General features: G+C 68.6%; 2 protein-coding genes. Both read left to right on the forward strand.

Annotation, left to right across the window (positions count from 1 at the left end; all coding sequences use genetic code 11):
• Positions 1-7: 7 nt before the first annotated feature.
• Complete coding sequence (locus tag AC1TXO_RS04195) at positions 8-3085, forward strand: non-ribosomal peptide synthetase (RefSeq protein WP_486405167.1); 3078 nt, start codon at positions 8-10, stop codon at positions 3083-3085.
• Complete coding sequence (locus AC1TXO_RS04200) at positions 3082-13572, forward strand: amino acid adenylation domain-containing protein (RefSeq protein WP_486405168.1); 10491 nt, start codon at positions 3082-3084, stop codon at positions 13570-13572. Before AC1TXO_RS04195 ends, AC1TXO_RS04200 begins: the two co-directional genes overlap by 4 nt.
• Positions 13573-13637: the final 65 nt, after the last annotated feature.

Below are 13637 nucleotides of genomic sequence, written 5' to 3' on the forward strand. Positions count from 1 at the left end.
CATCAGCATGACTCACAGCACTCCAGCAGAAATCTTCCAGACCTCCGCCCAGCAGGCGGCGCTCCTGCGTGCCGGCCGCGAAGCCGGGCGCACGCTGATGGCCACGCTGCTGCTGCCCGAAAGCCAGGTGGGTGACGACACGCAATTGCAGGCGGCCCTGGTACAACTGGCCGAGCGCCACGAGATCCTGCGCACCCGCTACGTGCAGGTGTCCGGCCTGAAGCTGCCGGCCCAGGCCATCGACGAGCAGGCGCAGTTCAGCCTGCTGCAGGCCGATGACCTGCAGTCGGCCCGCGAGCAGGCTCGCGCGGCGCTCGAGCACGCGCACCTGGTGGCCGTGCGGGTGGCCGGCCAGCTGTTGCTGGCCGTACCCCTGGCAAGCCTCGACCAGGCCAGCCTGCGCTTGCTGGCCGATGAGCTGCGGGCACTGTGCCGTGGTCAGGCACTGGCGCCGTTCGATGCACTGCAGTACGCCGACTACGCCGCCTGGCAGGAGGAACTGCTCGAGCAGCCGTTCGGCCAGGACGGGGTGGCGCACTGGCGCGCGCTATTCGCCGAGCATGCCCAGCCCGCCCGCTTGCCGTTCGAGCGTCGCCAGGCGTTGTCCGGGCAATACCAGAGCAGTACCGCGCAGTTGCCGCTGCAGGCGCTGCTGGCGCTCGCCGAAGACCTTGACCAGGCACCGGAGCAGGCCCTGGCTGGGCTGTGGGCGTTGTTCGTCGGCGGTCTGCTCGATGAGCAGCGCTTGCTGCTGAGCCTGCTGGTCGATGGCCGCAACGATCAGTTGCAAGACACCCTGGGGCATTTCGCCCGGCGTCTGCCGGTGCTCGTCCAGCGTGATGCCGCGCTGCCGTTGGCCGAGCAACTGCAAGCCTTCGCCCTGCAGGTGGGGCAAAGCCGTTCGTGGCTGGAATGCCTCAATGAAGTGGAGCAGTTCGATGCCAGCCTGGTACAACCTGGCCCGCTGGCGTTCGGCTGCGACCTGGCGCTGGATGAGTCCGAAGGCTTCGAGGCTGAGCTCGAGCCTGCGCAACTGGAGAAACTTCACCTGCGGGCCCGCCGCCAAGGCGGGCAACTGACCTTGCAACTGCTGGCTCCGCGCGAGCTGCTGGCTCCGGGGTTGCTCGGCGCGTGGCTCGAGCAGTTCGTCGCCTTCGTGCACAACGCTGGCATTGAGCGGCAGTTGCCGCTCGGCCAGATTTCCACCGTGGGTGCCGAGCAGGTCCAGGCGCTGCTGCAGCGCCTGGACCTCAGCGCCGCCCTGGAACCGGCTCAGGCGCCGCTGTTGCATCGACTGTTCGAACAGGCGGTGGCGGCCAATCCGGACCAGCTCGCGCTGCAGGTCGATGGGCGTGAACTGAGCTACGCCGAGCTCGAGCGCCAGGCCAATCGCCTGGCCCGCCGCCTGCGTGCCGAAGGTGTGGGTCGCGATGCCCTGGTGGGGGTGTACGGCGGCCGCTCGGTGGAGATCGTGGTAACCCTACTGGCGATCCTCAAGGCGGGCGGCGCCTACCTGCCGCTGGACCCGAGCTACCCGCACGAGCGCCTGGCGTTCATGCTCGAAGACGCCGGTGTGCGTTGCCTGGTGCGCCTGCAGGCGCTGCCCGAGGCGCTGGCGCTGGACGGTATCGCCCAGGTCGAAGTCGACCAGGCGAGCCTGGCCCAGGGCGACGACAGCCCGCTGGCGCCCGTCAACGACAGCGCCGACCTGGCCTACGTGATCTACACCTCAGGTTCCACCGGCCTGCCCAAGGGCGTGGCCATCAGTCATGCCAACGCCTGTGCCTCGACCCAAGCGCGGCTGCAGTTCTACCGCGAGCCGATCCGGCGCTTCCTGATGCTCTCGTCGTTCTCCTTCGACAGTTCCGTGGCCGGCATCTTCTGGGCCCTGGCCCAGGGCGGCACGCTGTGCCTGCCGGCCGAGCAGGCGCACAAGGACCCACTGCAGATCGCAGAACTGGTGGTCGCGCAGCAGGTTTCGCACTTCCTCGCACTGCCGTCGTTTTACGCGCAGATCCTCGAGGCGCTGCCGGCGCAGCAGGCGCTGGCCTGTGTGATCGTCGCCGGTGAGGCCTGCCCGGTGGAACTGACCGAGCGTCATCGCGAGCGTCTGCCGCAGACGCTGCTGGTCAACGAATACGGTCCCTCCGAAAGCACTGTCTGGAGCTGCGCGCAGGCGCTGGACGAGGCGGTGCTCGACGAGCGGGTAGCCATCGGCGCGCCGATTCCCGGCACCCGCGTGCAGGTGCTCGACGAACAGGGCGAGCCGGTCGGTTTCGCTCGTCCGGGCGAGCTGTTCATTGCCGGGCCTGGGCTGGCGCGAGGCTATCTGGCCCGCCCGGGGCTGACCGCCAGCCGCTTCCTGCCCGATCCCCATGGCCAGGTGCCTGGTGCACGGCTGTACCGTACCGGTGACCGCGTGGCCTGTCGCCCGGACGGTGCCCTGGATTACCTCGGTCGCCTGGACTCGCAGTTGAAGATCCGCGGTTTTCGCATCGAACTGGGCGAGATCGAGGCGCGCCTGGCCAGCGATCCGCGCGTGCGTGAAGCGGCCGTGGTGGTGCGCGACGCCGCCGCTGGCAAGCAACTGGCCGGGTATGTGGTGCTGCGCGATGACAGCAACCGCGAAGCCAGCGAAACCGCGTTGCTCGAACACCTGCGCGAGCAGTTGCCCGAGCATATGGTGCCAGCCTTCGTCACTGCCCTCGAACGCATGCCGCTGACCCCCAACGGCAAGCTCGACCGCAATGCCCTCAGTGCCCGCGAGCTGCGTGGCCAGCCTTATGTGGCGCCGCGCAACGAGCTGGAGCAGCGCCTGGCGCTGATCTGGCAGCAGGCCCTGGAGCTGCCGCAGGTAGGCGTGCACGACAACTTCTTCGCCCTGGGCGGTCATTCGCTGCTGGCGACACGCATCCGCTCGCGGGTGCAGAGCGAGTTGAACGTCAACTTGCCGCTGCGTGCCTTCTTCGAAGGCGAGACCGTCGAACTGCTGGCGCAGCAGGTCGAACTGCACCGCGAATCGGCGGTGTCCGAGGACCAGCTCGATGCCCTCGAAGCGCTGTTCGAGGAGGCGCAGGAGCAATGAGTCTGCCTCCGGACCGCCTGCTGGCCCTGGCCAGGCGCTTTGCCGCCTTCACCGCGCAAGAGCGCCGCGCCCTGCAAGCGAAGATGATCGCCCAAGGCCTGTCGCTGGACATCCTGCCGATACCGCCGCGCGAAGCGGTGCTCTACACGCTGCCGGCGTCTTATGCACAGCAGCGGCTGTGGCTGGTCTGGCAGATGGATCCGCAGTCCAGCGCCTACAACCAGCCGGCCTTGCTGCGCCTGCGCGGGCGGCTGGATGCCGGCGCGCTGGAGCAGGCGATCGCGCAACTGGTGGAGCGTCATGAAGTGCTGCGCACCAGTTTCCGCCTGGAAGGCGAGCAGGTGCTGCAGGTGATTCATCCGCAGCGGCGCTTCGCCCTGGCCCGGCTGGACCTGAGCCAGGCAGGCGCGCAAGCCGAGGCACAACTGGCCGAGCGCATGGACGCCCTGGCCCGCCAGCCGTTCGACCTGGCGCGCGACCTGCTGTTGCGCGCCACCCTGGTCACCCTCGATGAAGACCACCACGTGCTGCTGTTCTGCAGCCATCACATCGTGTGCGATGCCTGGTCGCTGCCGATCCTGGTCGGTGAGGTCAGCGAGGGGTATCGCCAGGCGCTGCAGGGCCACAAGGCCGCGCTGGCGCCACTGGCCGTGCAGTACGCCGACTTCGCGCTGTGGCAACGCCTGTGGCTGGAGGCCGGGGAGGGCGAGCGGCAGCTGGCCTACTGGTGTGAGCGGCTGGGCGGCGAGCAGCCGCAACTGGCCCTGCCGCTGGACCGGCCACGTTCGGCGCGCCAGGGCAACCAGGGCGCCCGCCACGAGATCCAGTTCGATGCGGCGTTGACCGAGCGCCTGCGCATGTTGGCCGCCGATAATGGCTGCACGTTGTTCATTCTGCTGCTGGCCAGTTTCCAGGCCCTGCTGCACCGCTACAGTGGCGCCTCGCAGGTGCGTGTGGGCACACCGGTGGCCAACCGTACCCGCGCCGAGGTCGAAGGGCTGATCGGCTTCTTCGTCAACACCCAGGTGCTGCAGGCCGATGTCGCCCCGCGCCAGACCTTTGCCGCGTTGCTGGCGCAGGTCAAGGCCCGGGTGCTCGAAGCCCAGGCCCATCAGGACACGCCCTTCGAACAGTTGGTCGATGCCCTGCAACCGGGGCGCAACCTGGATGCCAGCCCGCTGTTCCAGGTGCTCTACAACCATCTGGTCGATGGCGCCGAGGGTGGTCGTCTGACGCTGCCGGGCCTTGAAGTCGAGGTCGAGGGCAGCGGCCACGAAGCGGTGCGCTTCGACCTGACCCTGAGCACCCGCGAGGCGGACGGGCGCCTCTACGCGGCGCTGGTCTACGCCACCGAACTGTTCGAGCCGACGACCATCGCCCGGCTCGCCGAGCACTGGTGCAACCTGCTTGGCGACATCGTCGCCGACCCGCAGCGGGCCATCGGTGACCTGCGTCTGTTCAGCCCCGGCGAACAGCGCCAGCAACTCGAACAATGGTCTGCGGGCGGTGCCTTGCAGCAGCCCGCGCATGATGTACCTGCGCGCATCGCGGCCCACGCCCAGGCCAACCCCGACGCGGTCGCGGTGGTCCAGGGCGAGCGCCGCCTGAGCTATGCCCAGCTCGATGCGCAGGCCGAGGCGCTTGCCTGGCACTTGCGTGGGCAAGGGGTGGGGGCCGACGTGCTGGTCGGCATCGCTGCCGAGCGCTCGCTGGAAATGGTGGTCGGCCTGCTGGCCGTGCTCAAGGCCGGGGGCGCCTATGTGCCGCTGGCGCCGGAATACCCGCAGGAGCGTCTGCTGCAGATGATCGAGGACAGCGCCATCGAGCACCTGCTGGTGCAGGCGCCGTTCGAGGCACGCTTTGCCGATCTGCCGGGTGTACGCAGCCGTTGCCTGCCGGACCCGGCCCAGCCGTTGGATGCGGCGCGCCGTCCCCTGCCGCCGCTGGTCGATGCCCGGCAGCTGGCCTATGTGATCTTCACCTCCGGCTCCACCGGCCGCGCCAAGGGCGTGACCATCAGCCACGGCGCGCTGGCCAACTACGTCGCGGCCATCGGTGAACGCCTGCCGATCGCTGACGGACGCAGCATGGCGCTGGTCTCGACCATGGCTGCAGACCTTGGCCATACCGTGCTGTTCGGCGCGCTGTGTCAGGGTCAGGCACTGCACCTGATCGACAGCGACATGGCGGTAGACGGAGCCGCGCTGGGCGCCTACATGCAGGCCCAGGCCATCGATACCCTGAAGATCGTGCCCTCGCACCTGGCCGCGCTGATCGGCGACGACAATGGCGCAGTGATCCCGCGTCAGTGCCTGGTGCTGGGTGGTGAAGCCTGCCCGCCAAGCCTGCTGCAACGTATCCGCCACCTGGCCCCCGAGTGCCAGGTGGTCAACCATTACGGGCCGACCGAAACCACGGTCGGCGCGATCACCCAGGCCCTGGGCGATGACTGGGCGCAGGCGCCGAGCCTGCCTCTGGGCCGGCCACTGGCCAACCTGCGCAGCCATGTGCTGGACGCCGAAGGCACGCCGTTGCCGGTCAACTGCCCCGGCGAGCTGTACCTCGGTGGCGCCGGCGTGGCCCGTGGTTATCACCGGCGTCCGGGGATGACCGCCGAGCGCTTCGTGCCCGACCCGTTCGGGGCCCCTGGCGAACGCCTGTACCGCAGCGGCGACCAGGTGCGCTATCGCGCCGACGGCCTGCTGGAGTTCATCGGGCGCGTCGATCATCAGGTGAAGATCCGCGGCTACCGCGTCGAGCCCGGTGAAGTGCAGGCCTGCCTGCAGAGCCATCCGGCGATACGCGAGTGCGCGGTGCTGGCGGTGGACGGTGCGACCGGCAAGCAGCTGGTCGGCTATGTGGTCGGCGCGCAACTGGATGTCGAGGCCATCGCCCGCTTCCTGCGCGAGCGCCTCGCCGCGCACCAGGTGCCGAGCCACCTGCTGGTACTCGATGCCTTGCCCTTGACCCCCAACGGCAAGCTCGACCGCAAGGCCCTGCCGGCACCGCAAGCGGCGGCGGCCAACGACTACCGCGCCGCCGCCGACGAGGTGCAGGCGCAGCTGGTGACCATCTGGCAAGCGCTGCTGGGCGCCGAGCGGGTCGGCATCAGCGACAACTTCTTCGAACTGGGCGGTGATTCGATCATCGCCATCCAGATGGTCGGCCGTGCGCGTCAGGCCGGCATCCATATCGTTTCCAAGGACGTGTTCCGCTGTCAGACCATCCTCGAACTGGCCGCAGTGGCCAGGCGCGTCGAGGGCGTACAGGTCGACCAGGGACCGGTGCGCGGATCGATGCCGCTGACGCCGATCCAGCAGGTGTTCTTCGCCAGCGATATCCCTCATCGCGAGCACTGGAACCAGTCGGTGCTGCTCAGCCCGCGCAGCACCTTGCAAAGCGCGCTGCTGGCCCAGGCACTGGGCAGCCTGCAGATGCATCACGATGCATTGCGCCTGCGCTACCGGCACGATGGCCAGCAGTGGCTGGCCGAACATGCCGATGCCGCCAGCGACTGCCTGTGGCATGAAACGGTGACCGACGAAGCCGCCATCCGCGACCTGGGCCAGCGCGCCCAGGCCAGCCTGTGCCTGGAGCAGGGGCCGTTGCTGCGTGCGGTGCTGATGGACCTGGCCGATGGCAGCCAGCGGCTGCTGCTGGTGATCCATCACCTGGTGGTCGATGGTGTATCGTGGCGGGTGCTGCTCGAAGACCTGCAGCAACTCTACCGCGACCTGGCGCAGGGCAGCGTGGCCGCGCTACCGGCCAAGACCTGCGCCTTCCAGAGCTGGGCGCTGCGCCTGGGCGAGCACGCCCGTGGCGCGTTGGCCGAGGCTGAGCTGGGCTACTGGATCGAGCGTCTGCGCGGCTGTGATGCCAGCCTGCCTCTGGACCGTGCGCAGGGTGAGAACCTGGCCTGCCATGGCCGGGCGATCAACAGCCGCCTGCCCCGCGAAGCCACCACACGCTTGCTGCAGGATGCCGGACGCGCCTACCGCACGCAGATCAACGACCTGCTGTTGCTGGCCCTGGCCGAAGTGGTATGTCGCTGGACAGGCCGCCCGGACATGCTGGTGCAGTTGGAGGGCCACGGGCGTGAGGAGTTGTTCCCCGAGATCGACCTGTCGCGCACCGTCGGCTGGTTCACCAGCCTCTATCCGGTGCGCCTGACCCCTGCCGACGATATGCCTGCCTCGATCAAGGCGATCAAGGAGCAGCTGCGCCAGGTGCCGGGCAACGGCATCGGCTTCGGCGTGCTGCGCCATCTGGGTGACGATGCCTGCCGTGCGGCACTGGCCGGGTTGCCACGGCCAGCGATCACCTTCAACTACCTGGGGCAGTTCGACCAGAGCTTCGATGACCAGGCGCTGTTTGCCCCGGCGGCAGAAAACGCCGGCGCCGAGCGCGACAGTCGCGCGCCGCTGGGCAACTGGCTGACCCTCAACGGCCAGGTGTACGGCGGCGAGCTGGCCCTGAGCTGGAGCTTCAGCAGCCAGGTGTTCGATGACGCCACCGTGCAGCGCCTGGCCGATGACTACCAGGCCACCTTGCTGGCGCTGATCGAGCATTGCTGCCAGCCCGCATCCGGCGGCCTGACGCTGTCGGACTTCCCGCTGGCTGCGCTCGGGCAGACGCAACTGGATGCCTTGCCGGTCGCCGCGCGGGACATCCAGGATCTCTACCCACTGGCACCGATGCAGCAGGGCATGCTGTTTCACACCCTGTACCAGCAAGCCTCGGACGACTACGTCAACCAGCTGCGGGTGCCGGTGCAGGGCCTCGATGCCCAGCGCTTCCGCCAGGCCTGGGAAGAGGCCGTGCAGGCCCACGACATTCTGCGCACTTCGTTCCACTGGCAGGGCGAGCTGGCCGAGCCGGTGCAGATCGTCCACCGCCAGGTGGACCTGCCGTTCCAGGTGCTCGAGGGCCAGGCCCTCGACCTCGATGCGCTGGCTGATGCCGAGCGCCGCGCCTGCTCGCGTTTCGACCAGGCGCCGCTGTTGCGCCTGGCGCTGGTCGAGCAGGGCGGGGGGCAGCAGTTCCTGATCTACACCAACCACCACATCCTGATGGACGGCTGGAGCAGCTCGCAGCTGATGAGCGAAGTGATGCAGCGCTATCATGGCCTGCGTCCTGCGCGTCAGCCGGGGCGTTATCGCGACTATATTGCCTGGCTGCAACAGCAGGATGGCGAAGCCTGCCAGGCGTTCTGGCAGCAGCGCCTGGCCACCCTGGCCGAACCGACCCGCCTCGGCGCGGGGCTTGCGCGGGTAACCGGGCAGAGCGGCCATGGCGAGTTCCACCACGATTGGGACGAAGCCAGCAGCCAGCGCTTGCTGGCCTTGGCCCGCCAGCAGAAAGTCACGGTCAACACCCTGGTGCAGGCCGCCTGGCTGATGCTGCTGCAGCGCTACACCGGGCAGCCGTGCGTGGCCTTCGGCGCCACGGTGGCCGGTCGTGCGTGCGGCCTGCCGGGCATCGAGCAGCAAGTGGGGCTGTTCATCAACACCCTGCCGGTGATCGCCAGCCCGCAGGCCGGCCAGCGTGTCGCCGACTGGCTGCAGGCCGTTCAGGCCGAGAACCTGGCCCTGCGCGAGTACGAACACACTCCGCTCAACGAGATCCAGCGCTGGGCTGGCACCGGCGGCGAGGCGCTGTTCGACAGCCTGCTGGTGTTCGACAACTACCCGGTGGCCGAAGCCCTCGGCCAGCAAGCCGAGAGCAGCGTGCGCTTCGGTGAGGTCGACAGCCGCGAGCGCACCAACTATCCGTTGGCGGTCGCCGTGGCCGTGGAACGGCGCCTGAGCATCAGCTACGGCTATGACCGCGCGACCTTCACCGCAGCCGCCATTGAACGGCTCAATGGCCATCTGCTGCAGTTGCTCGCGGCGTTCCTGGAGGATGTCGAGCAGCCGCTGGGGCGCATCGCCCTGCTCAGCGAGGCCGAGCGCACCGCCTTGTGCCACGAGTGGCCGCGCCGCGACGAACCGCCGGTGCACCTGGGCATCGCCGCCATGGCCCGCGACTGGCCGCAGCGCCAGGCGTTGATCTTCAATGGCCAGCGCTTCACCTACGGCGAGCTCAACCGCCGGGCCAACCGCCTGGCCCATGAACTGCTGGCGCAGGGCGTCGGGCAGGAAGCGCGGATCGGTGTGGCACTGCCGCGTGGCGATGGCCTGCTGGTCGCCCTGCTGGCGGTGCTCAAGGCTGGCGCTGCCTACGTGCCGCTGGACCTGAGCTATCCGCGTGAGCGCCTGGCCTATCTGATGGAAGACTCAGGCATCAGCCTGTTGCTCACCGAGGGTGACCAGCGCAGCAATCTGCCGATCCCGCAGGGCCTGGCGGTGCTGGAGTTGCAGGCCCTGGACCTGGACCGCCACGCCGACAGCGACCCGCAGGTCGAGGTGGCGGCCGAGAGCCTGGCCTACATCATCTACACCTCAGGCTCCACCGGTCGCCCGAAAGGCGTGGCGGTGGCCCATGGGCCGCTGGCCATGCATTGCCGGACCACCGGCGAGGCGTACCGCATGACGCCCGACGACTGCGAGCTGCACTTCCTGTCGTTCGCCTTCGATGGCGCCCACGAGCGCTGGCTGACCGGCCTGCTGTACGGCAGCAGCATCCTGCTGCGCGACGACAGCCTGTGGACGCCCGAGCAGACTTGCCACGCGCTCGCCGAGTTCGGCGCAACCATGGCCGGTTTCCCGCCGGCCTATCTGCACCAGTTGGCCGAGCACGTGCAACGGGTCGGCAACCCGCCCTTGATGCGCTTGTACAGCTTCGGCGGCGATGCCATGCCGCAGGCCAGCTTCGAGTTGGTCCAGCGGGTGCTCAAGCCGCAGATGATGATCAACGGCTACGGCCCGACCGAAACCGTGGTCACGCCGATGGTCTGGCGTACCGGCCCGCAGGATGCCTGCACCGCTGCCTATGCGCCGATCGGCAGTTGCGTGGGCGAGCGCAGTGCCTATGTGATGGACGCCGACCTCAACCTGTTGCCGGTGGGGGTCGCCGGTGAGTTGTACATCGGCGGTACCGGCCTTGCCCGTGGCTACCTGAACCGGCCGGGGCAGAGCGCCGAGCGCTTCGTGCCCGACCCGTTCGGGGCGCCCGGTGCGCGGCTTTACCGCACCGGTGACGTGGTGCGCCAGGACGAAGCAGGGGTGTTCGAATACCTCGGGCGGATCGACAACCAGGTCAAGATCCGAGGCTTCCGCATCGAACTGGGCGAGATCGAGGCGCGGCTGATGGCCTTCCCGACGATCAGCGAAGCGGTGGTGATGGCGCGGGAAACAGCCCAGGGCCGGCGCCTGGTGGCCTATCTGGTGGCGGCAGCCGGCCAGCGTCAGGCCCAGGGCGATTCAGCCCTGCTCGAGCCGATCAAGGCTGCGCTCAAGGTGGCCTTGCCGGATTACATGGTTCCGTCCCACTGGCTGCTGCTCGAGCAATGGCCGCTGACCCCCAACGGCAAGCTCGACCGCAAGGCGCTGCCGCTGCCGAGCCTGGAGGCTGCCGAGCGCACCTGGGTGGCGCCGCGCAACGAGGTGGAAAAGACCCTCGCGGCGCTCTGGCAGGACGTGCTCAAGCTGGAGCGGGTCGGTATCAACGACAACTTCTTCGAGTTGGGCGGCGATTCGATCATCTCCCTGCAACTGGTCGGCCGTGCCCGCCAGGCGTCGATCCGCTTCACCCCGAAGGACCTGTTCGAGCAACAGACCATCGAGGGGCTGGCGGCGGTGGCCGAGGTCGGTGACGGTCAGCAGGTCGACCAGCGCCCGGTGACGGGCAGCCAGTTGCTGCTGCCCGTTCAGCAATGGTTCTTCGCCGAACCTATCCCGCAGCGTCACCACTGGAACCAGTCGGTGTTGCTCAAAGGCCGCGAGGCGTTGCAGGCCAAAGCCCTGGAGCAGGCACTGCAGGCATTGGTGGCACATCACGACGCCCTGCGCCTGGGCTTCAGCGAGCAGGCCGAAGGCTGGCAGGCTCAGTATCGTGAACAGTCGACGCCCGTGTTGCTGGCGCAGGTCGAGGTGGCCGATGCGGCCGAACTGGAGCGCCGCTGTGCTGCGGTGCAGGCCAGCTTCGACCTGGCCGAGGGCCCACTGTTGCGTGCGCTGTTGGCGACCCTGGCCGATGGCAGCCAGCGCTTGCTGCTGGTGGTCCATCACCTGGTGGTCGACGGGGTTTCCTGGCGGGTGCTGTTCGAAGACCTGCAGCAGGCTTACCAGCAGGCGCTGGCCGGGCAAGCGGTGCAGTTGCCGGCCAAGACCTGTGCCTTCCAGCACTGGGCCGAGCGCCTGCAGGCCCATGCCGGGCGCGCCCAGGCTGGCGCGGAGCTGGACTACTGGTGCAGCCAGTTGGCCGGCACCCCCGCAACCTTGCCGGGCGTGGCGGCCGATGCCGTGGCCCGTGGCGAGGATGCGACGAGCGTGCACGTGCAGCTCGATGCCGAGCAGACCCGGCGCCTGTTGCAGGTGGCACCGGCGGCGTATCGCACCCAGGTCAACGACCTGCTGCTGACGGCCCTGGCGCAGGTGATCGGTGACTGGACCGGCCATGCCTCGACGCTGATCCAGCTCGAGGGCCATGGCCGTGAGGCGCTGTTCGAAGATGTCGACCTGAGCCGCACGGTGGGCTGGTTCACTTCCGTCTTCCCGCTGCGTCTGACCCCGACTGGCGACATGGCTGGCTCGATCAAGGCGATCAAGGAGCAACTGCGGGCGATCCCTGACAAGGGCATCGGCTACGGCGTGCTGCGTTACCTGGGCAGCGACGCGGCGCGTTCGCGCCTGGCAGCGTTGCCGGTGCCGCGCATCACCTTCAACTATCTGGGGCAGTTCGACGCCAGTTTCAGCCAGGACGACGCGTTGTTCAGCCCGGCGAGCGAGGCCCACGGCGCGGACGCCAGCGCCCAGGCACCCTTGGGCAACTGGCTGTCGGTCAGTGGCAAGGTGTATGACGGCCAACTGCGTCTGGACTGGACCTTCAGCCAGGCGATGTTCACCCCTGCACGCATGCAGGCCCTGGCCGATGCCTATGTGCAGGCCCTGGGCGAGGTGATCGGCCATTGTTGCGACGAGCGCCATGGCGGTGTGACCCCGTCCGATTTCCCGCTCGCTGCACTGGACCAGCCGCAGCTCGATGCCCTGGCGGTAGCGCCTGCGGCCATCGAGGATATCTACCCGCTGGCGCCCATGCAGGATTATCTCCTGCACCATGAGCGGCATGCCGCGGTGCCGGGCGACTTCGTCAACCAGATGCGCATGGACCTGGACGGCGTCGATCCCGAGCGCCTGCGTCAGGCCTGGCAGGCGGCGCTGGACCATCACCCGATCCTGCGTACCCGCTTTGCCTGGGCAGCGCCGCTGGCGCGGCCGGTGCAGGTGGTGCATCGACATGTGCCGCTGGCACTGCGCGAGGTGGACGGGCGCAACATGAGCGATGCGCAACTGGAGCAGTTGGCCGAGGAGGACCGCCTGCGCGGCTTCCAGCTCGATGCCGAGCCGCTGTTGCGCCTGGTGCTGATCCGCCGGGGCGAACAGCGCTACCGTCTGCTGTGCACCAACCACCACATCCTGCTCGACGGCTGGAGCGGTTTCCAGTTGTTCAACGATGTGCTGGCGGCCTACACCGGCCAGGCGCTGCAGCGCAGTGCCGGCGGCTATCGCGACTACATCGCCTGGCTGCAGGGGCGCGACGATGCCCAGGACCGCGACTTCTGGCGCGGGCAACTGGCGGTGCTGCGCACCCCGACCTTGCTGCAACGCACGGCCCTTGGCCGCTGCGCGGTGGCAGGGCAGGGGCATGGCGAGCGTTCGTTCAGCTTCGACCAGGCGCAGACCGAGCAGATCAGCGCCTTTGCCCGCCAGCAGAAGATTACCGTCAACACCCTGGTGCAAGCCGCGTGGTTGCTGGTACTGCACCAGCACAGCGGTGAGTCGGCGGTGGCCTGTGGCATCACCCTGGCGGGTCGTCCGCCGCACCTGCGTGATATCGAGCGGCAACTGGGGCTGTACATCAACGATGTGCCGCTGGTTGCCGAGGTGACTGCGCAGCAGCTGCTGAGCGACTGGCTGCAGGGCCTGCAGGCGCGCAACCTGCAGGTGCGCGAGCATGGCTACAACGCACCCGGGGAGATCGAGGGCTGGTCGGGTCTGGAAGGTCCGCTGGCCGACACGGTGATCGTCTTCGAGAACTATCCGGTCAGTGCGGCGCAGGCCGGGGGGGACAGCGGCGGCTTGCGCCTGGAGGCGATGAACAGCGTCGAGCAGGCCAATACCCCGCTGACCTTGTACGTGGAGCTCAAGGGGCAGTTGCAGCTGCGCTTAGATCATCGCCTGGATGCGTTCAGCACGGCGGCGGTGGCTGCGCTCAACGAGCAACTGGTGCGGGTGGTGTGGCAACTGGTCGATGGCCGCGCCAGTCGCACCCTTGGCCAGCTGCTGGGCGACTGCGAACTGGAGGCCAGCTGGCGGCCGGCCGTGTAGGAGCGGGCTTGCCCGCGAAAAGGACACCGCGGTGCTTGGCACCGGCTCTGCCGGTGTTCGCGGGC

The organism is Pseudomonas sp. FA117 (assembly GCF_057370475.1).

Bases quoted from the DNA above. Each gene is read 5' to 3' on its own strand.
- AC1TXO_RS04200 (WP_486405168.1), top strand. From the start codon at position 3,082: ATGAGTCTGCCTCCGGACCGCCTGCTGGCCCTGGCCAGGCGCTTTGCC.
- AC1TXO_RS04195 (WP_486405167.1), top strand. From the start codon at position 8: ATGACTCACAGCACTCCAGCAGAAATCTTCCAGACCTCCGCCCAGCAG.